A 22207-nucleotide genomic window follows, 5' to 3' on the forward strand; every position below is an offset into this window, starting at 1 on the left:
TTTAATTTGGTATTTTCTGATCATTATTCCCTTTTTCTGATGGCGGCTGGGATTTTACCGTGTCTCTTTTAGCAATTTTACGTGCAAGCCTTTGGTCGCTAGCAGCTTCGGCTAATATATCTTTGGCTTTTGTTATGCCACGTTCGCTCTCTTTTTTCAAAACAGCAACATCACTTAAATATTTACTGTTCGGGTATTTGTCTCTAAACTGGTCGGCATCAGTAATCGCCGCGGTAAAACGGTCTTCCTGTAAAAACTCAGCACTTTCCTTAGAATATAAGTATTGAGCCTTAATCGTTAAAAATTCCATTTCCTCAGCATACTTAGTATCAGGGTAATCACGTAATGAGTTACCAAATGATATAACAGCTGATTGGAAATCACCAATAGTTAAATATAACTTAGAGTTAGCGTATGATTTTTCTTCCAGCTTATCACGTAAGTTTTGTATCAGCTTACCTGCTTCAGCCACACGCTCGCTTTTTGGGTATAAGTTGATGAACAACTGCAAGGCATCAATAGCGCTTAAAGTATTCGATTGATCAAGCGAGAAGATCGGCGAATCCAGGTAATAGCAATAAGCTGCCATAAACCGGCACTCCTCGGCCCTTGTGCTGTTAGGGTAAGTATCCGCGAAAGATTTAAAGTGATACCTGGCTGATGTATAATCATGCAACCTATAGTTGGTGTAAGCGTAGTAGTAGTATAAATCTTCCGCTTGTTCCTGTCCGCGGTAGCGGGCAACCAACACATCAAATAGCTCTAAAGCTTTGCTGTAGTTCTTTTTATTATAAAGCCTGATGGCCTCTTTATATTTTTTGGCGTAATCGTTACTTGCTTTTAACTTCTCAAACTTGCTTTTGCAACTGCCAAATGCAAGTAGTAATACAATTAAAATAGCCCCTAATAAATAGTATTGTTTTTTAAACATCGTGCAAAGATAGTTGAATAATGTAATTCAGTCAATTATTTTATTTATAAGCAGCTAATATATAGCCACTTTTTTGTACACGTGTTATATATATATAGTATTTAACATCTTTTAACCTTTGTACGGGCACGCAAACGATGGCCTATTGCTATATAGTATAAGAGAGGAAAAGTATCTGTTTCGCTACCAGTTTATACGTCTGTATATATACTATAGTATAAAGGGTTTTCTTTGTGGCTATCTCGTTCGCTTATCCGGCACAGGTTTACTATATATATACTATATAATATAGATGTTTTTTTTACGATATGGCTACTCGTTTACATAGGGTGTGGTATATAGCTATATATACTATATAATAATATAGTGGCGTTCTTTACGGTTATGGCTGTTCGTTTATATTTATATCTCCACTATAATATAGTTGTATATATTCTATATAGTGTAGGTGGCAGTTTAGGTATGTTTAGTTGTGCGATGTATCCTGAGTACAGCCGAAGAGTGTAGTCGTTCCTTGCACTTTTTAGGTGTTTTAAGTATATAAGTAATGATAGGCAATATTCATGCAAATTTTTCTTGCTGATTTGCAAAGCTTTACAAGCTTTATTGAATAATTATTAAGCAAGCCATTGCATAATATGAAAATGTGATTACCTTTGCAACCCGCAAAAAAGGTAACGCGATGTTGCTTTTAGCAGGTGAAAAAAATGAAATAAATACTGCAAAATACAAAAAGGTTTATACCTTTGCAGCCCGCAATTGAAGGAGAAAAGTGAGAAGGAAAGCGGCGGAAAAAACTTTAAAATAAAGTTTGGAGATAAGAAAAAGGTTTATACCTTTGCAGTCCCAAAAGAAAGGGTCACCGAGAGGTGAAAAGCTGAAAGCCGGGAGGCAAAAAAGTTAGAAGCGATTTCTAACAAACAAAATTGAAAAAGTGAATCTCGAGAGAGAAGATCGAAATACAATCCGAACCGGGAAGGCTAGGGAAAAAGTTCTTTTAAGAAATAGAAAATCATGTAACGTAGTTGAAAGCTTCGGTACGAAAACGGGGAAAGATTCCTAAAGAGTTATGCGAATAACAAATAAGGAAAAGGAACTGAAGTAGTATCAAAGTGTTTGATATACGAAAAGAAGAGAGAAAGAGAGGATCTTGTATAAAGAAATAATAATACACAGATTCTATTAATTAATAATAGGGTCAGTGAACAAACAAAACATTTTACAATGGAGAGTTTGATCCTGGCTCAGGATGAACGCTAGCGGCAGGCCTAATACATGCAAGTCGGACGGGATTGGAGAGCTTGCTTTCCATGAGAGTGGCGCACGGGTGCGTAACACGTATGTAACCTACCTTTGTCAGGGGGATAGCCTCTCGAAAGAGAGATTAAGACCGCATAACATGAAGACACAGCATTGTGACTTCATCAAATATTTATAGGACAAAGATGGGCATGCGGAACATTAGCTAGTTGGTAAGGTAATGGCTTACCAAGGCTACGATGTTTAGGGGATCTGAGAGGATGACCCCCCACACTGGTACTGAGACACGGACCAGACTCCTACGGGAGGCAGCAGTAAGGAATATTGGTCAATGGGCGGAAGCCTGAACCAGCCATGCCGCGTGCAGGAAGACGGCCCTACGGGTTGTAAACTGCTTTTATACGGGAATAAACCTTGATACGTGTATCAAGCTGAATGTACTGTAAGAATAAGGATCGGCTAACTCCGTGCCAGCAGCCGCGGTAATACGGAGGATCCAAGCGTTATCCGGATTTATTGGGTTTAAAGGGTGCGTAGGTGGCCTGTTAAGTCAGGGGTGAAAGACGGTAGCTTAACTATCGCAGTGCCCTTGATACTGATGGGCTTGAATGAACTAGAGGTAGGCGGAATGTGACAAGTAGCGGTGAAATGCATAGATATGTCACAGAACACCAATTGCGAAGGCAGCTTACTATGGTTTTATTGACACTGAGGCACGAAAGCGTGGGGATCAAACAGGATTAGATACCCTGGTAGTCCACGCCCTAAACGATGAATACTCGATGTTGGCGATATACGGTCAGCGTCTAAGCGAAAGCGTTAAGTATTCCACCTGGGGAGTACGCCCGCAAGGGTGAAACTCAAAGGAATTGACGGGGGCCCGCACAAGCGGAGGAGCATGTGGTTTAATTCGATGATACGCGAGGAACCTTACCCGGGCTTGAAAGTTAGTGAATGATACAGAGACGTATCAGTCCTTCGGGACACGAAACTAGGTGCTGCATGGCTGTCGTCAGCTCGTGCCGTGAGGTGTTGGGTTAAGTCCCGCAACGAGCGCAACCCCTATGTTTAGTTGCCAGCATGTAATGATGGGGACTCTAAACAGACTGCCTATGCAAATAGAGAGGAAGGAGGGGACGACGTCAAGTCATCATGGCCCTTACGTCCGGGGCTACACACGTGCTACAATGGGCAGTACAGAGGGCAGCTACCTGGCAACAGGATGCCAATCTCAAAAAGCTGTTCACAGTTCGGATCGGGGTCTGCAACTCGACCCCGTGAAGTTGGATTCGCTAGTAATCGCAGATCAGCAATGCTGCGGTGAATACGTTCCCGGGCCTTGTACACACCGCCCGTCAAGCCATGGAAGCTGGAAGTGCCTGAAGTGCGTAACCGCAAGGAGCGTCCTAGGGTAAAGTCGGTAACTGGGGCTAAGTCGTAACAAGGTAGCCGTACCGGAAGGTGTGGCTGGAATACCTCCTTTCTGGAGCAGGTTCCCTCACTCTCAGCATGAGTATGTTTAAAACTGCTCGTTACATGATTATTTCTTAAGATTAGATGTGAGACATTAGATGTGAAATATGAGACAAAAAAATCTCAATACTCCAATCTAATTAAAAACACACAAAAGGAAACCCAAAAGATGAAGCCATTAGTGGCACTAAACATCTGAAATGGCGAGATTGTAAGAAATTACGATTGACGATTGACGAGTTACGATTGACTAAAATCCGAAATCGTAAATCTGAAATCCGAAATCACAAAGTCCCGTAGCTCAGTTTGGTTAGAGCACTACACTGATAATGTAGGGGTCAGCAGTTCAAATCTGCTCGGGACTACAGAGGTGAAGTACTTAGTAGCAAGTACATAGTAACAAGACAAAATACTTGATACTAGATACTAGCGACTTGATACTATAAATCTTAAGGGGGATTAGCTCAGCTGGCTAGAGCACCTGCCTTGCACGCAGGGGGTCAACGGTTCGAATCCGTTATTCTCCACTATACCCACCGATTGCCGGAAGGCAAGGATAATGAAAAAGGCGATCCGCAATGGAAGACCGGGGTAAAAGTTCTTTGACATATTGGAAGAAGTAATTGAAAGAGAAAACAACAGAAGGGACGTTGTTGAGTCTGAAGTGTTGAGTCAGAAGTCGTAAGACCAATGACCTGATGCCCTGATGACACAATGACTAACTAAAAAGCATACATACCGAGCAAAAGGCGGTATAGTAGAAGAAAGTAAGAAAGGGTACACGGGGGATGCCTTGGCTCTCAGAGGCGATGAAGGACGTGATAAGCTGCGATAAGCCGCGGGGATCAGCAAATATGAATTGATCCGCGGATTTCCGAATGGGGAAACCTAATTAGTTGAAGACTAATTGCATAAATGCGCGAACCTGCTGAACTGAAACATCTAAGTAAGCAGAGGAAGAGAAAACAATAGTGATTTCCAGAGTAGTGGCGAGCGAAATGGAAACAGCCCAAACCGGCTATGTTACGGCATAACCGGGGTTATAGGACCACAACATGAATATTAAAATGAACCGGAACGGGGTGGGAAACCCGGCCATAGAGCATGAGAGCTGCGTACGGGTAAGTAATAATAGGATAGTGGTATCCTGAGTACCGCGAGGTCGGAGACGCCTTGTGGGAATTTGCCGGCACCATCCGGTAAGGCTAAATACTCCTGAGAGACCGATAGTGAACCAGTACCGTGAGGGAAAGGTGAAAAGAACCCCGAACAGGGGAGTGAAATAGAACCTGAAACCGTGTACTTACAAGCGGTCGGAGCAGACTTGTTCTGTGACGGCGTGCCTTTTGCATAATGAGCCTACGAGTTACTCCTCTCTGGCAAGGTTAAGTGGTTCAGCCACGCAGCCGAAGCGAAAGCGAGTCTGAAAAGGGCGTATAGTCAGAGGGGGTAGACGCGAAACCTTGTGATCTACCCATGGACAGGTTGAAGGTGCCGTAACAGGTACTGGAGGACCGAACCGATAAACGTTGAAAAGTTTCCGGATGATCTGTGGGTAGGGGTGAAAGGCTAATCAAACTGGGAAATAGCTCGTACTCCCCGAAATGTTTTTAGGAACAGCCTGGCGGTTGAGTTAATAAGAGGTAGAGCTACTAATTGGGTGCGGGGGAGTCAAATCCTACCAAATCCAGATAAACTCCGAATGCTTATTAATATACGCTGGAGTGAGGCTCTGGGTGCTAAGGTCCAGGGCCGAGAGGGAAAGAACCCAGACCATCAGCTAAGGTCCCCAAATTAACGCTAAGTTGAACTAACGAGGTCCGATTGCACAGACAGCTAGGATGTTGGCTTGGAAGCAGCCATTCATTTAAAGAGTGCGTAACAGCTCACTAGTCGAGCGATCGGGCATGGATAATAAACGGGCATTAAGCGTTATACCGAAGCTATGGATTATATACATTGTATATACTGGTAGGGGAGCATTCTAATTGCCGGCGAAGCAGATACGTAAGTTACTGTGGAGGTATTAGAAAAGCAAATGTAGGCATAAGTAACGATAAGGCGGGAGAGAAACCCGCCCACCGAAAGACTAAGGTTTCCTGATCAACGCTAATCGGATCAGGGTTAGTCGGGGCCTAAGGTGAAGCCGAAGGGCGTAGCCGATGGACAACTGGTTAATATTCCAGTACTTTTTATAACTGCGATGCGGTGACGGAGTAGTGACACTGACGCGAACTGACGGAATAGTTCGTTAAAGGCCGTAGGTATATGGACTGTAGTTAAGTACGCAGACCATGCTGAAAGCTGATAGTATACTGAGCCTTCGGGTGAGGTAATAGTTCAGGTAATCAGACTTCCAAGAAAACCCGCTAAGCTTCAGGTTATAAAAACCCGTACCGTAAACCGACACAGGTAGTCGAGGAGAGAATCCTAAGGTGCTCGAGTGAATCATGGCTAAGGAACTCGGCAAAATGGCCCTGTAACTTCGGGAGAAGGGGCGCTGGTAGCAATATCAGCCGCAGTGAAAAGGCCCAGGCGACTGTTTAACAAAAACACATGGCTATGCAAAATCGAAAGATGACGTATATGGCCTGACACCTGCCCGGTGCCGGAAGGTTAAGAGGGGATGTTAGGGTTAAACCGAAGCATTGAATCGAAGCCCCGGTAAACGGCGGCCGTAACTATAACGGTCCTAAGGTAGCGAAATTCCTTGTCGGGTAAGTTCCGACCTGCACGAATGGTGTAACGATCTGGGCGCTGTCTCAGCCATGAGCTCGGTGAAATTGTGGTATCGGTGAAGACGCCGGTTACCCGCAACGGGACGGAAAGACCCCATGCACCTTCACTACAACTTAACATTGATATCGGATACAGGATGTGTAGGATAGGTGGGAGACTGTGATCCGGCTTCGCTAGGAGTCGGTTAGTCAACGTTGAAATACCACCCTTTCTGTATTTGGTGTCTAACCCGGCTATGTCGGGGACATTGTTTGGCGGGTAGTTTGACTGGGGTGGTCGCCTCCAAAAAGGTAACGGAGGCTTTCAAAGGTAAGCTCAATACGCTTGGTAACCGTATGAGGAGTGCAATAGCATAAGCTTGCTTGACTGTGAGACAGACAAGTCGATCAGGGTCGAAAGACGGATATAGTGATCCGGTGGTTCTGCATGGAAGGGCCATCGCTCAAAGGATAAAAGGTACGCTGGGGATAACAGGCTGATCTCCCCCAAGAGCTCATATCGACGGGGAGGTTTGGCACCTCGATGTCGGCTCGTCACATCCTGGGGCTGGAGAAGGTCCCAAGGGTTGAGCTGTTCGCTCATTAAAGTGGCACGCGAGCTGGGTTCAGAACGTCGCGAGACAGTTCGGTCCCTATCTGTTGTGGGCGTTGGAAGTTTGAGTGGGGCTGACCTTAGTACGAGAGGACCGGGTTGGACTAACCTCTGGTGAATCTGTTATGGCGCCAGCTGTATTGCAGAGTAGCTACGTTGGGAATAGATAAGCGCTGAAAGCATCTAAGTGCGAAACTAGCCACAAGATGAGACTTCCATTGAGGGTCGTAGCAGACTACTACGTTGATAGGTTACAGGTATAAAGGTGGTGACATCATAGCCGAGTAATACTAATTGCCCGAAGCTTTCTCATAGCAGGTAATAATAGGGTTGAAAGTAGATGAGTTGAAAGTTAAAAGTCAGTATTCGTAAGAATATTAGCTTTAAACCTTAAACTTTGAACTTTCAACCTGAACAAACACTAAACTGTTGTTTTCTCTTATTCAATCACTTCTTTCAATAATATGTCATTGTTTACAAGTTAAAAGTCAAAAGTTAAAAGTCAAAAGTACTTTCAACTTTAAACCTTCAACTTTAAACTATAAAAATATTCAGGTGCCTATATCGGCGGTGTCCACCTCTTCCCATTCCGAACAGAGAAGTTAAGCCCGCCAGAGCCGATGGTACTGCAGTAAAATGTGGGAGAGTAGGTCGGTGCCAAATCTTAATCCGTTTAACAGCGATTAAACAGAACCCTTCAATCGAAAGATTGAGGGGTTTATTGTTTAAAACCTTTTTCTAACCAGGAACAAGAATACATAACTCAATTGCCTTCGCGTATAAACGAAGGCTTTGAGTGTTGCGGGAATGTTGGTAATCTAAGAGCCTACCTGGCTGGGAAGTCAGAGACTTCCAGTATCAATAGATTTAAGAGCGCTGCGCTAACTCTTAAACCAGAGGGGGGCTTTAAAAACCTCCCTTGCTTTTTTTTAATCTTTACCGGACAGTAATAGTCAGAGACTACGAACAGCGAGGGGTGATTTATTAGCTATTTAATTTGCACTGACATTCTTCCCTAAACCCGATAGAAGCGGATACCGGCCTCAGTGGCTAAGGTTTTGTGCCGTATGAGCGCATAGCGGGGCTATCCGTTGTAGAAAGCTGTGGCTTTGGTTTTCAGGGAAATATGATTTTGCTAAACTATTTAATGCATCACGGCCAAATTTAAGCCTTCGTTTAATCAACGTAGGCTTTTTGCGTTTATTTAGCATTTGAAATCAATCTTATATCATCTTATGCTGATATTTGCATCCATTATTTTATAATACTCATGATACAAAAAAGGAATTTGCATTGGTTTAAACTGTTGTTTGTATGGAAAGGGTCTGTTCTGCCCAAATTACTTCCCCGGTTAATAGTGTTGTTTATTTTGAGTATTGCTGTTGTTTATTTTAAAGGCACATTCTTCAATCATAAAATCCCGTTAAATCCGGCACCGTTTACCTTGTTTGGGATAGCGCTTGCTTTATTTCTAGGTTTTAGAAACAGCGCGAGTTATGATCGGTTTTGGGAGGGGCGTAAATTATGGGGAGCCTTATTAAACGTAACGAGATCGTTAGCAAGGCAGTGTATTACGTTAAGTGGGTATAAAAGTCCGTCTATAGAGACTGATACTTTCATTAATTACCTGATAGCTTTTACTTATGCATTGAAACATCAATTAAGGGGTACTGATGCCAGCAGTGATATGCAAAAGTGGCTACCTAATGAATTAGCACAGAATTTAAGTATTGTTAAATATAAGCCGATGATCATTCTTTCGGAGGCGGCGAAATGGGCAAGGGATGCGAAGGAGAAAGGAAATATGGATTCTATAATCCTAGCGGCTTTTGATGAGAATTTTAATGAGCTTTCAAATATTGTTGGTGGCTGCGAAAGAATATTATCTACCCCAATCCCTTTTACCTATAAGGTTATGCTGCATAGGACGGTTTATTTTTATTGCCTGTTATTACCATTTGGTTTTGTGGATAGTTTAGGCTGGATGACCCCGATAATCGTATTATTTATCGCTTATACGTTTGTTGCTTTGGAGGCTATTGCTGATGAAATTGAAGAACCATTTGGCATAGAGCCAAACGACCTGGCTTTAAACGGGATGAGTAATATGATCAGAAATACCTTACTGGAAATTTCGGGTAAGCGGATTGATATACAGCCGGTTCCGGATCTATATATCGCGAATTAAGCTCGATGATTACCTCTCAATATGATATAATATCCAATCATCGCTTTGGTAAACTATACGCAAATTTAATGCTGAGTTTGCCTGTTTTATAATGGCGATATACTTATTATTGAGTTGTGTGTAGCCGGTAACAATATTTTTAGCTGTTGCTACCAGTATGTAGTCGTCATATTTTTGAGGGGACTCGATAGCACTGGAAAATTCATCCTGGTACGGCATGGTTAGCTGCTTAATATTATCTACATAAGCAATTAGCGGGTAGGCAATGGCATCATCAACCAAAACGTTGGAATTACTTGGGAGCCCATTTAAGTAGTAGGAAATGTCGCGGTTGCTATCCTGGTTATCAATACCGGATGATTTGCGGGTTAGTAGGGTTGTTATAAAGTTTCTTTCTTCGGGTAAATTTGATTTCGCCAAAAATAAGTAACCTGTAAAAATTTGTACAGGAACCAGTATTATGAGTGCAAGCTTTAAGGTTTTTTGCCGGTGTATTAATTGGGCTTTAAACGTGATACACAATAGTGCCAGTACCAGAAAGATGAGATAATATTCGTATGCCAAAAATACTTTATCGTATTTTATGTGTAGAAATTCGATGAGCGCAAAGGGTGTTAATAGTGTAAGTATTTGGTAGGTGCTACGCCTGAACAGATAAATGGCCAATATGATCATCGGACAAAATACTAAGGCCTTTAAACTGATCAGCAGCGATATTTCCTGCGGGATGATCGTACTTGCCCGGGAGCTGGTGATCTGGTCGAAATTTACTCTTTCGCTCAATACATTCCATGTTGCGTAAGGGCTTTCTAAAAAGTAATTTAAATCGTTAGCGTGGGTTAGATTGAGCAATTTGAAAACGATTACTGACGCAATAGGCAGTATGAAAATGATGATGTATAAGGCAAATGTTTTGCTAATGAGCTTACGCCGTAACGAAGGGCTGTTAAAGCTTAAAAACAGCCGGAATATGGATTCTTTTTCGCTGAGGTTTAGGCTTTGTATGGCTATTGATAATACCAGCGGGATAAAGAATAGGGTAAGCCAGATAAATTTATAATCGCAAAATACCAATACTACCAGGCATATACTGGCTATGGAGATATGGAATGTTGTATTTGATTTGTAGAACTTGAGTATATTAAGGAAGAAAAGATAAAAGAAGATAAGTACCAAATAAATGCTTTTGCCTGAGCATGCCACATATAGTATGCCGGGATGAAGCATGAATATTATCAGCAGTATTAGCAGGTAAAAATCGTCATTAAATCTTTTTACCAGGGTGCCGGACATGATGTTAAATAGTATGGCGGTACCTATTGCTGACGCGATAACCGGGGCGAGCATTTTGCTACAGGCTATAAAAAATATGAATGTGGCATAGAATGGAAAAATAGGTGACGTTAATCCCATTACTTTGATCCTGCTGCCGGTGCCTTCAAATACTATACGGGCTTTTTCGATATAAAAAAGAGACTCCGCATTGGTGTAGCCAAGCTTATTAAGGTAAACACCGCAAACAAGGTAATATATTGCTAAAAATAGCGTAATTAATAGTAAGAAGAATGATTTGGAAAATCTCATTTAACTACGTTTACCGGGTTATTAACTTTACTTATACCGTGGTTGGTTTTTTGCCAGTAAAAAGGCTTAACAATCAATTCGTACAGGCCCATATACGCTGCAATGGAGTGCATTAACCAGTAAACCGGGTTAGCTATGGCAAATAATATCAACTCATAATAACGCCTTTTAAATACGGCCATCATGTTTACATATATCATCAAGATGTTACCAACCATGAGGTTGAAGATGGACATGAATAGCACCCAATCAGGGAATAAACTACGGATGCCTGAGAAATCAAATATTAAGTAAGCGATAAATATGGCAAGCAAAAGCGGGTATACCAAAAAAGTAAGTGGCGTGGCCCCAACAAAGAAGCTAAAGCCTATAAATCCTTTCCAGCCTAATTTTTTTATGAGTTTAAAAGGATTGCGCATGTGTACTAAGTAGGTTTGCATGTAGCCCTTTATCCAGCGTGAACGCTGGCGAATCCAGTTGATGGGCTCGTTATTAGCTTCTTCGTAAGTGGTGGAATTTACGATGGCTACTTTATAACCTTTTGCGTAAGCACGTACACCTAAATCGGCATCTTCGGTTACGTTGAATGGATCCCAGGCGCCGAGCTCGATCAGGTGCTCGATTTTGAAGTGGTTACTTGTACCGCCCAATGGGATAGGAATATCTAAAGTATCCAATCCCGGCAGCATATAATCAAACCAATAGGAATACTCGAGGGTAAACATCCGGGTTAAAAAGTTCTCATTACGGTTGAAGTAGTTGAGCGCACTTTGAATACAGATATAATTTTCGGGCAGCTTATTGAATAAGGCGATTACTTTTTTAAGCTGATCGGTATCAGGAATATCCTCGGCATCATATATGGTTAAATATCTGCCACGGGCAAAGTGCAACGCATAATTACAAGCTTTTGGTTTGGTTTTAGGCATGTGGAACGGCACTACGATTACCTCGAATATTGCAGGAAAATCAAGATTACGAACCGCGTTTAAGGTTTTATCGTCATCTTCTTCAATAACTAATTTTATGTCGAGTTTTTCGCGGGGATAGTCGAGGCTTTGTAAGTTCCAGATTAGCTTTTTGATCAGTTTATCTTCTTTATAAACCGGGAGTAGTATGGTGTAGATAGGAAGGTCATCTTCATTAATTAAAGCTAACTCTTCTTTGGTGACGGCCTGATGCAGCTCGAACCGGGAGCCAACTAAGGCCAGGAACAATTTGAATATAATAGCAACCAGGAAAAACGAACTTAACAGCACGTTGATCAGTATGGATGTGTTTTTAAAATTAACCATCAAGCCGATAGCTACAACGGCGATAAGCACAAACAATGAAATAAGTTGTGGGGATGTAAACGTAACAATGGCCGAGCTTTCGGCATCATTATTTAAAAGTTCGTATACGGCAGATTTTACATACTTTTCGCCGATGAGTTTATGCGAGAGCCATAATATGTCCAGGTCAGATGCTACAATAACCTGTGGTTCCAGACTGTAGGTAACACGTATAAAATCAAGGAAAAGTTCATCGCTTGGGTCGGCCATTATGACTACCACTTTATTTTTTTCGATGCGTAAAGGCAGTGCCAGTCGGTCATCGGCAAACCTTAATTCTATTTTCTTTAAAACTTCAACATCAAAAGGCTGGTCTCTTATTTCCTCAATTTTGTAATTGGCGTTGATGAGTATGCGCTCGTAATTTTTACGCGAGATGTAGCCGTAGGTAAGCGCTACCTTTATAAACGAGGTATTTGTTTGGGCTGATAGATCTTTAATCCTTCGCTTATCATCTGATGTAATAAAACCATCACTTACCAAAAGTTCCGGGATCGACATATCTACTGCTGTTAACAAATTGTTTTATGAATTTTAACCTGCTTTGGCAGCTGCAAAGGCCGCCAAAGCAGGTTGGTTATAAGATTTAATAGTGCTTAAAAGCAATTAATCATTAAATTGATCCTGAGACCTTTGAATTCTTGAACGAACGAACAGGAAGGATAACAATATCAATATTAATATACCTAATAGTATGTACAGGTTATAAGATTCCCAAAAGCGGGTAAGTAAGCTTTTGGTATCAATATACTCCAGGTTTTCGCTTGATTTATTGATGTTAAATAAATATTTATTTGAGTTAACATCAGATATAGATACGTTGCTTGATAGCGTTGAAAGCTGCTCGGTAATTGATCTTGAAGCTGAAAGTAATGCATCGGATATTTCAGTACCTGTGGCAGTTAATACCAGCGTTGCGTTATTGCTCCGACCGTAAAATATCTGAGCGAGGCCATTTGATACGCTATCAGATAAAGAATATACTACCTTATTATCATCTGTGCTATATAAACGGAATTTATCCTGGAACTTAATTGGCGCATCCGGGAATTGGTTCATTATTTTATCGTTGTGCGATAAAATCGCAACAATATTATTTTGTTTCAAATCTGCCGGTTGTACATCGTCTGAATAGACAAACTCAGGGAAATTATTTGCATTAATATTATTGTTTAACTCGTATATAATTTCACCCAATGCCGGGCCTGAATATTTTTCGATATCTTTTGAAATAACAATGAGGGTTTTACCAGTATTAAATGCCTCGGGATATTGGTAAAAGCTTAGATCATTTGTTACGAAAGGGTCTTTCGACTCCAGATAAGATTGATCGACATCAATTTCGGAAAAGAAGTTGATAAAGCTATTTAAACAGTTACCGCTGTTTGGATAAAAGCGGAATTCGGCATCAAGCGTATTGTATTTGTGGTGCTGGTAACGATTTATAGATACAGAAACATTTAATTTACCCGATGCATCAAGTTTTTGACTGCTTATTAATGAACCATTAAGATAGATATTGAAAAAGCCACGGTCGCCAGGGTTTAAGCTGCTATAAATACCCTGGAAGTGAATTTCAACTTCTTTTGGGGTAAAGCTAAAATCACTGTTTTTAAAATTATATGAGCTTTTCAACGATCCAATACCCGACATGAAATTACTTGTACCGCCAATTTGCTTTAATGTAAGTTTAGAGCGGTTTTCGTCAACACTTTTAGTGAAAGTATTTTGAGCAACATCAATTAGTAAGTAATTACCAAATGATGAGTTTAAAATATTCATATTTCCTAAAGCGGTAATGGCTTTTTCCAAACCGGCATCATCGCCACCGGTAACAAATAAAATTTCAGTAGATTTTCGCTGAGTGACAGGAATCTTTACTTCTTGAGTAGTGGCGCCTGTAGTAACAATTTGAGTTACCGTATCTGTAACTACGTTTATCTCTTTGTGTAAGAAAAATAACCCTTCGTTATTTTGTGGCGTAACAGTAATAAAGTTGTGTTGATCTGCCGGTACTGAGTTTATATTTCCAACTGAAATATAGTTACGTATGCTATCCGGTTTTTTATCAACTTCATAAACACCAATATTATTTACACCAGCTTTTTTTAGGCGGGCATATGCCCATGCTACAGCTTTAAGATCATGAATTGAAGGGTCGGCAGGGTATACAATAGCTCTTTTTGAATCAAAGCAATTGCTAATGTTTACGTTTGTGAAAAAGTTTTTATCGCTTTTAATTAATGAGATGTAAGAGTAGTTCTTAACTTTCATCCACATTGCCGGGTTATCCAGGTCGCGGCACTTATCATCCGTAATAGTAGCTAACGTTTTTACCTGGATTTTTAAAAATCCGCCGGGTGATATATCAGCCTTATTGATGTTGAGTACAAGCCGCTCTATAGAATCAGCGGTGAGCTTGTTACTATAAGCAGGCTTGTCATCGATCAAAATGTTAATAAATGATTTATCTTTTATTAAGGCTTGTGAAGGCTCAAAGAATAAAACAAGTTTGCTGCCGTTAACCTCATATTGAGGGGCTAACTTAAGGAAAAACGCGGTTGACCCGCTCATTCCATAAATGGGTTCATCTTCGTGCCCCATAGCTTTAAAAGTTATTATAGCTTGTTGCTGCGCTAATGATACTGTACTTAATAGTAATGCAAGGCCTAAAAAGCTTAAAAATTTATTCATCTGATCGAATGTGTTAATTTATTACGTAAAATTCTACTCTAAAATAGTTGCCGTTTTCATCGCTGCGGTAAACTAATTCGCCGCCCAACTCTTTGGTCATTAATTTGGCTATTGAAAGGCCTAAACCAAGCCTGCTTTCTTTTGATCCGGTTGCATCATTAAGGGTTTTTAGCTTGTTGAACATCATATCCAACTCATCCTGCCCTATAGCTATACCTTCGTCAATAATTTCAAATACAAATTTTTGGCGCTGAAGACTGGTAATTACTTTTATGCTGTTATTGGTTTGTGAAAACTTAATAGTGTTTGACAACAGATTTTGAAATACCTGGCCCACGAATACTTTATCAAGCCTTACCTGTAAGGGTAATTTCAAAATATTATCAACCAGGTGAATGTTCTTCATCTGCGCGGTTTCAACAAGGCCTTTAAATACGTGCAGTACTTCGGCGTTTATATCAAATACTTCCATGTTGAAGTTCATTTCCGGCGATTCAATTTCTTTCACATCCATCAATTTGTTCAACATATATTGCATTTTTTCGGCTGAGTCACCTATGTAACCCACAAAATCCTTCTGATCTGCACTTAACCTGTAACTTTCTTCTTTCAACATGTTATTACTCATCACGATAGAACCGATCAGGTTTTTTAAGTCGTGGCCTGCAATATTTATAAAGCTGTTTTTATGCTCATCAAGTTTGCGCAACTGCTCATATTGCATATCGATGATTTTATTTTTCTCATTAATGTCGCGGTTTTGATCTTTAAGCTGCTCGTTTGATTTTTCGATCAGGATCTGGGAGCGCACATCACGTTCAATCACCGTGTAACGGGCGGTAGGGATAAGGCATGATATTCCAGCCGTTATAAAAAAGAATACGCCACCATTACTGATGAAAGCATCTAAGGTATACTCGCCGAAAAGATTAAAAAACAGTGCCAGTAATAAAAAGGCTATTAATGTTTGTATTACCGAGTTAACAGGCTCCCAAAAAACCTGCAGGTTGAAGAATAGTATTATAACCGAGTACAATAAAAAGTATATATTTAATTGTTCGATATTTACCAGTGTACACAGTAGGGCTGATGTTACCGATAAAAGCAGGAAAGATATATGTAATAATATGCGGTAATTGTATTTTTTATACTGAAAAAAGGAATACAAGGCATATATAACAACACTTATTATAATACGTACTATAAAAAACTGTAACCATACGGCACTTGCCCAAATAAAATCAACTATACTGAATAAGGGGTATAACAGTATAATACTGAATATGATATTGTTGGTTTGATACCAGGCCTTTTTTGATAAGTCCCGGGTAAGTTCTTCTTTAGTAATCTGAATAAACATTATTCGTTTTTCTTAAATTATGATTAAGTATGCAATTAGGTCTATGTTATTATAATTATACGCGATTAAAAATAAACTAAAAATATGGCTAATGAAAATTGCAACATTATTTCAATCGCATTCAGGCATATATTGTTACTCGGAATTGCTATACTGTGCCTTAATGCAAAAAGCAAACCAAAAATATTGCCCGATAGGGCGTTGATATTTAATAGGGCGCAAAGTTTAAACAATGGTATCAGTGTTTCGTGGTTGGAGCAGGTTTGGAATAAGAATGTATTAGATACCAGTGAAATTAACCCTGCCGATTTAAGGTTGCTTAAAAAACTCGGGTTTAAAAGTATTCGCCTACCTGTAGCCTTTGCTTATTACGAATCGCACCAAATACCGATTGAAAAAGTTTTGGCACATGTTGATTATGTAGTAAAAGAGTGCAACCTGTATGGGTTTAAATTAATAATAGATTACCATGGCGGTAACTTAAATGACAGCAATTATTTAGCGGAAACACCCAAAATTATTAAATTATGGTCGGTTTTGGTAAAACGTTATATCAACCAAAACCCAAACAACCTTTTTTTTGAATTGTATAATGAGCCGCCGCACATGAACCCTCAAATTTGGAAAGATGCCGCATATAATATTGTTACCGCCATACGCGAAGTTGATAAGCACCGAACCTTGATTGTTGGCGCATCAAATTATAACAGTATTTATGAGCTAAGCCGGTTTGTAAGGCTTGCAGATGAAAACATTATATACACTTTCCATTTTTATGAGCCTTTTCTTTTTACCCACCAGGGTGCAGAATGGGTAGGCGCGGCTGCGGCAACAACTGGGGTATCATTTCCATATAATGGGGAAAATTTCCCAAAGCTTAATCCCGGGACGGCAGGTACCTGGGGTGAAGCTAATTACAAACAATACCCGCGAGATGGCAACGAGCAATCGCTCAGGGACAAGTTACAAATCGTTAAAAACTGGAGCAATAAATATGACGTACCCATACTGTGCGGCGAATATGGCGTTTATAATAAATATGCCGGTTTGGATAGCCGGTGCCGTTATATTAAAGCAATGCGAGGCGCGTTAAAAGGATTAAATATACCCGGTATGTTGTGGGAATATAACGATGGGTTCTCCATTTTTACAGGGCCGCCGTCTGTTGAGAATTTACCCACATGTATGAAAGATGCCATAGGTTATACCGCTACAAAATGATATATTTTTATTTATATTAAAATAAGTACATTTGCAATTTACTGATACATTTTATGAAATTCTTTGAAGATAAGAGACGGGAAGTAATGGTACATATCGAGAAATTTATGCTCGAAAAAATGGGTGAATATTTGAAGCCGATTGATACCATATGGCAACCATCCGACTTTTTACCAGATGCTTCGAGAGATACATTTTTTAGTGAAATTAAAGAGATGCAGGAGAGCGCCAAAGGGTTATCATATGACCTGGTTGCTGTACTGATTGGTGATACCATTACCGAAGAAGCTTTGCCAAGCTATGAATCATGGTTGGCGATGGTTCAGGGTGTATCTGATGATGAAGAAGGTGGCTGGATGAAATGGAACCGCCATTGGACCGCTGAAGAAAACCGCCACGGTGATTTGCTGAATAAATACTTATACCTATCGGGCCGTGTTAATATGCGCATGATGGAGGTATCAACCCAATACCTGATCGCTGATGGTTTTGACATCGGTACAGGGCATGATCCTTACCGCAATTTTATTTACACTTCATTCCAGGAACTGGCTACCAATATTTCTCACCGCCGTGTGGCTTCACAGGCTAAAAAGGATGGTGATACCTTGTTATCAAAAATGTGTGGTGTGATCGCGTCTGACGAGGCCCGCCATGCCAAGGCGTATAAACATTTTATCGAAAAAATATTCGAGGTTGACCCTAACGGTGCCATGCTCGCTTTTGAAGATATGATGCGCAAAAAGATTGTTATGCCTGCGCACTTTTTGCGTGAGGTAGGATTAAAGATAGGCCAAACTTTTGGTCACTTTACCGATGCCGCGCAACGCCTGGGTATTTACACCGCTATTGACTACGTAGATATTTTAAAGGAATTGATTGAGGACTGGCACATTGAAAGCATGCCCGAGCTTAACGAAGCCGGCGAAAAAGCACGTGATTATATAGTAAGCCTGCCAAACCGTTTACTGCGCGTTGCCGAACGTATGAAAAATCCCATGTTAGAGTATAAATTTACTTGGATTAATTAAGCCCCACCCAACCCTCCCCGGAAGGGAGGGCTTTAAAAAGCTTTAAAATAAAGTCTCCCCTACCGGGGGAGATTTAGAGGGGGCGGATTCATCCCTCCTGCACCAGATCTGTGCCGCCTTTGCCGGATAGATCGTCAAATAATTCATTCATAACACTTTCCAGAGTTAACGAGTTTACATCATCTACATAATGCTCTGAACGGGTTATGTTGAGTTTGTCGTTATCTAATTCGATGCGGTATAGTACCCCTTCGTACAGTTCGGGAAGGGTTATTTCTATGGCATTTCCGGTATTATCTACATTGTATTTAAATATAGTAGGCTTGTGCTTATTAAACAACGGGTTTAAGTTTTGGGACAGATGATTGTATATGGCATCGATTTTAAGCGGCTTATGCAGGGTTATCGTTTTCATGTAAAAATGACTTTATATATAAATTTACAACCAAAAGTGTATTAATATTGTTTGTATTAAAAAGCCTACCCAACCCTCCCCGGAAGGGAGGGCTTTAAAATAGGTGTTTAATATTAAATTTAACAATAAAATAAAAAGTCTCCCCTACCGGGGGAGATATAGAGGGGGCTTATATGAAATACAAATTACTGGGTCGTTCAGGTCTTAAAGTTTCGGAATTTTGTTTGGGTACCATGGGTTTTGGTACCGAAGGCGGCTGGGGTGCTGATGCTGCCACCAGCTTCGATATAATGGATGCCTTTGCCAATGCTGGCGGCAATTTTATTGATACCGCCAATGTTTACAAGCTTGGTACCAGCGAAAAGATTATCGGAGATTATTTGAGTAATCACGATAGGGATTATTTCGCGCTGGCGACAAAATATACGTTGAAGGATAACATCACCAACCCAAACGCATCGGGCAATAACCGCAAGAATATGATGCGTGGCGTTGAGGAAAGTTTGAAGCGCTTAAAAACTGATTTTATTGATGTGTTGTACCTGCACATTTGGGATGATATTACCCCGATTGATGAGGTATTGCGCGGTATGGATGATTTGATCAAGCAAGGCAAAATAAACTATGCCGCGATAAGCGATACACCGGCCTGGGTGGTAGCCAAAGGCAATACCCTTGCCGAACTGATGGGCTGGAGCCAGTTTATTGCTTTGCAAGTTGAATATAGTTTACTGCAACGCACACCGGAGCGCGAGCTGATACCGATGGCTAAACATTTTGGGATGACGGTTACGCCCTGGGCACCATTGGCAGGCGGTGCATTAACCGGCAAATATTTGCGCGGCGAAAAAGGCCGCATCAAACCCGAAAGTAACCGTTTGAGTGAACACAGTGAGAAAATTACTAAAGTAGTTATTGCTATTGCGGATGAACTGGGTATATCGCCGGGGAATGTGGCTTTAGCTTGGACAAGACAGCAGGGTTTCTCGTGCATCCCGATCATCGGTGCTACTAAGGTTGACCAGCTGCATGATAATTTGAAAACGATGGATGTTACGCTTAACGACGATCAACTGAAAAGGCTGGATGAGGTTAGCGCTATATCGCTTGGCTTTCCCGGCGACTTTTTTAAGGAGGAAGCGGTTAGGACTAATTCATTCGGCGGGTTTTATGATAGGGTGGAGAAGCGTAATCGATAATATGCCTGTAAGTGGTTGATTATTAAAAATAAATAGTAAACATCAACCATGAAAAAAAGATTCATCAGCGCGGTATTGCTTGCTTTAACGCTGGCAGTACTGGGTAGTAGCAGCTGCGCGCCAAGGCATCAATTGCCGCCTCCGCCACCGGGCGTGCCAAATCATTAAAATATTAAGCCTTTAACATTTTGTTAAAGGCTTTTTGTTATTTATCTGCATTTAGGCATTATCTTTGCCTAGACTTAAACTTAAATCACAATTTAATGAAAAAACTATTACTCTTCTCGGCATGTATAATGCTTGCTTTCGCATCTTGTAAAAAAAGTGACCCTACTAAATCTAATACTACTGCTGTTGGCACTATCTCGGCAACTATTGGCGGAGTTAACGAAACCTTTACCACATCGGTGGTGGCTGAGTCGGCTGATACTCCGTCTTATACTATTGCCATATCCGGTTTTAGAGGTACAGGCGCTACCCAGGAGGGTATCCAAATTGGGATATCATCCTATAAGCCGATTACTACGGGGACTTATACTATTTCATCAGCACTTAGCAACGATGTTGTTTATACTCCTTTTGTAGGATATTATAAAAACACATCAGTTTCAAGCCTTGTAACATTTGGTACAGATTTTTCGGCAGTTCATATTACTACGATTATTATTACATCCCTAAGCAGTACAAATGTACAAGGCACTTTTAGCGGTGTACTAATTAATGAAGACGGAACCAGCACAGATACCCAAACTATTACCGATGGTAAATTTGATGTTAACATCACTAAGGCAAATCAGTAAGTTTTTTTAAGCACATGTTAAAATAATGTAACCCGGATTAATCCTTTTGCATTTAATTGTATCCAATAAATAAACAGCCGCAAATTTGGTTGTCGAAATTAAAACATACGATTATGAAAAAGAGAATTTTTGCATTAGCATTGATAATAGGAGTAGCGGTTGTATCAGTAACATCAGGTTGCTATGTAGGTTATGGTTACCCACATCACCACCATTATTACCGGGGTTATTAAGAAATTTTAGAGTGAGTGTTTATATATAAAGAGTCTTGAGTTTTTTCAAGGCTCTTTTTTTGTGGTAGATGTTACTTAGCTTTAGGGCGAAACCTTATTGCCTATGAAAAAAATACTGCTTACCTGCTTTTTTACCATCTTAATAGTTCAGGCATTTGCACAGCAAACGCAGCATATTGATACTGTTTTAAAATTTGATAAACGCTTTACCAGATGCGAGTTGAAATGGGTTGTAATGCCGAAGAAAGATACTTCAGCACGATATTATTACGGGTTTATTTACATCGATGAGATGGCTGGATTTACGCTGGACCTTAAAGGGTTTTTCACCATTGATGCTAATGGACATTATGTTGGTGATACCAGTATGACCAGAACCCGGTCTCTTAAATATAGGTTGCAGCCAAATACAATGAACGTAGCGTTACCGCCACCACAGCATTTTAAGGAGTTAAATATACAACCGCGCCCAGGCTGGGTAAATTTATACTATAAATTCAATAATGATACATCAACGTTTTATAACTACCGAATGGGCTTTAATTATAATGCTGCAGGCGATAGCGAAACGGCGTTAATGTATCTGGATAAAGCATACAAAGCTAACCCGCATTACAAGGGTTTGGAGTTTGAGGTTGCTTATGCTTACAATGCATTAAGCAGGCCTGATGATGCTATTACAGTATTAGAGAACGGGGTTAAATATGATCCTAAGAACATCATGTTCTATCGCGAGCTGGGCTATGCTTATATGAATAAAAAGGATTATAATAAGGCAATAGCGCTTTATAAGCAAGGCATTAGTTTGTACCCGGATGCACAAGGGAGTAACGAAACCAAAGCTGAGATGGCTTTTAATTTGGCAAGCGTGTACCACAAAATGGGTAAAGATGATGACTATAAGGAATGGGTAGTGAAAGCAAAAGGATGGTCGTTGCCTAATTCGGATATATATAAAGCTGCGGTTAGGTTGGGATTTTGATACACAGCCCCTGTTACCTAAACCCGATTGCAGCGGATACCGGCTACTTCGGCGAGGCTCAGTGCGGGCCCGAGCTTAATGCCCAATGTCATTAAGTTAAGGGGGCGCCAAGCATATAGCCCCCTCTAAATCTCCCCCGGAAGGGGAGACTTTAGCTTCGCCCGCGTTTGTT

12 protein-coding genes, 2 tRNA genes and 3 rRNA genes are annotated in these 22207 nt (G+C 40.7%); 11 read left to right on the forward strand and 6 right to left on the reverse strand.

Features of this window, described 5'->3' with window-relative positions; all coding sequences use genetic code 11:
- Position 1: 1 nt before the first annotated feature.
- Positions 2 to 931: an outer membrane protein assembly factor BamD gene (locus GSQ74_RS09220; RefSeq protein ID WP_158992453.1), complete on the reverse strand. Its 930-nt coding sequence runs from the start codon at positions 929 to 931 to the stop codon at positions 2 to 4.
- Positions 932 to 2152: 1221 nt separating this feature from the next.
- Here GSQ74_RS09220 and GSQ74_RS09225 point away from each other — a divergent pair.
- From GSQ74_RS09225 to GSQ74_RS09250, 6 genes are all read left to right on the forward strand, one after another.
- Positions 2153 to 3674, forward strand: a 16S ribosomal RNA gene (locus GSQ74_RS09225).
- Between the two features lie 280 nt (positions 3675 to 3954).
- Positions 3955 to 4029, forward strand: a tRNA-Ile gene (locus GSQ74_RS09230).
- A gap of 88 nt (positions 4030 to 4117) precedes the next feature.
- A tRNA-Ala gene (locus tag GSQ74_RS09235) sits at positions 4118 to 4191 on the forward strand.
- Between the two features lie 234 nt (positions 4192 to 4425).
- Positions 4426 to 7307 (forward strand): 23S ribosomal RNA (locus GSQ74_RS09240).
- A gap of 238 nt (positions 7308 to 7545) precedes the next feature.
- Positions 7546 to 7657: ribosomal RNA gene (rrf, locus tag GSQ74_RS09245) — 5S ribosomal RNA — on the forward strand.
- The 16S, 23S and 5S rRNA genes sit together here with 2 tRNA genes alongside, the layout of an rRNA operon.
- Positions 7658 to 8264: 607 nt before the next feature.
- A complete protein-coding gene (locus GSQ74_RS09250; protein WP_158992455.1) occupies positions 8265 to 9182 on the forward strand; it encodes a bestrophin family protein in 918 nt (305 codons plus the stop codon).
- A 9-nt stretch (positions 9183 to 9191) separates the two neighbouring features.
- Here GSQ74_RS09250 and GSQ74_RS09255 read toward each other — a convergent pair whose 3' ends face one another.
- The 4 genes from GSQ74_RS09255 to GSQ74_RS09270 all read right to left on the reverse strand — a co-directional run bounded on the left by GSQ74_RS09255 (position 9192) and on the right by GSQ74_RS09270 (position 16154).
- Positions 9192 to 10766: a hypothetical protein gene (locus GSQ74_RS09255; protein ID WP_158992457.1), complete on the reverse strand. Its 1575-nt coding sequence runs from the start codon at positions 10764 to 10766 to the stop codon at positions 9192 to 9194.
- On the reverse strand, positions 10763 to 12601 hold the full coding sequence (locus tag GSQ74_RS09260) for a glycosyltransferase family 2 protein (RefSeq protein WP_158992459.1): 1839 nt from the start codon (positions 12599 to 12601) through the stop codon (positions 10763 to 10765). Before GSQ74_RS09260 ends, GSQ74_RS09255 begins: the two co-directional genes overlap by 4 nt.
- Before the next feature lie 105 nt (positions 12602 to 12706).
- Positions 12707 to 14794, reverse strand: a complete 2088-nt coding sequence (locus GSQ74_RS09265) for a cellulose biosynthesis cyclic di-GMP-binding regulatory protein BcsB (RefSeq protein WP_158992461.1) — start codon at positions 14792 to 14794, stop codon at positions 12707 to 12709.
- A 13-nt stretch (positions 14795 to 14807) separates the two neighbouring features.
- Positions 14808 to 16154 carry a sensor histidine kinase KdpD gene (locus GSQ74_RS09270; RefSeq protein WP_158992463.1) on the reverse strand — a complete coding sequence of 449 codons (1347 nt, stop codon included), beginning with the start codon at positions 16152 to 16154 and terminating at the stop codon, positions 14808 to 14810.
- Between the two features lie 84 nt (positions 16155 to 16238).
- Here GSQ74_RS09270 and GSQ74_RS09275 point away from each other — a divergent pair, with 84 nt between their 5' ends.
- Positions 16239 to 17375: a glycoside hydrolase family 5 protein gene (locus GSQ74_RS09275; RefSeq protein WP_158992465.1), complete on the forward strand. Its 1137-nt coding sequence runs from the start codon at positions 16239 to 16241 to the stop codon at positions 17373 to 17375.
- 53 nt (positions 17376 to 17428) lie between these two features.
- On the forward strand, positions 17429 to 18406 hold the full coding sequence (locus GSQ74_RS09280) for an acyl-ACP desaturase (protein WP_158992467.1): 978 nt from the start codon (positions 17429 to 17431) through the stop codon (positions 18404 to 18406).
- Positions 18407 to 18494: 88 nt separating this feature from the next.
- On the opposite strand, the gene GSQ74_RS09285 is transcribed toward GSQ74_RS09280, so the two are convergent.
- Positions 18495 to 18821 (reverse strand): hypothetical protein, encoded by a 327-nt coding sequence (locus tag GSQ74_RS09285; protein ID WP_158992470.1) that lies wholly within the window; start codon positions 18819 to 18821, stop codon positions 18495 to 18497.
- Positions 18822 to 18994: 173 nt separating this feature from the next.
- Here GSQ74_RS09285 and GSQ74_RS09290 point away from each other — a divergent pair, with 173 nt between their 5' ends.
- From GSQ74_RS09290 to GSQ74_RS09300, 3 genes are all read left to right on the forward strand, one after another.
- A complete protein-coding gene (locus tag GSQ74_RS09290) occupies positions 18995 to 20020 on the forward strand; it encodes an aldo/keto reductase (RefSeq protein ID WP_158992472.1) in 1026 nt (341 codons plus the stop codon).
- 263 nt (positions 20021 to 20283) lie between these two features.
- Positions 20284 to 20820 (forward strand): hypothetical protein, encoded by a 537-nt coding sequence (locus tag GSQ74_RS09295; RefSeq protein ID WP_158992474.1) that lies wholly within the window; start codon positions 20284 to 20286, stop codon positions 20818 to 20820.
- A gap of 336 nt (positions 20821 to 21156) precedes the next feature.
- Positions 21157 to 22035: a M48 family metallopeptidase gene (locus GSQ74_RS09300; protein WP_158992476.1), complete on the forward strand. Its 879-nt coding sequence runs from the start codon at positions 21157 to 21159 to the stop codon at positions 22033 to 22035.
- Positions 22036 to 22207 lie beyond the last annotated feature (172 nt).

Source organism: Mucilaginibacter sp. L196 (assembly GCF_009765905.1).
Lineage (GTDB): Bacteria > Bacteroidota > Bacteroidia > Sphingobacteriales > Sphingobacteriaceae > Mucilaginibacter.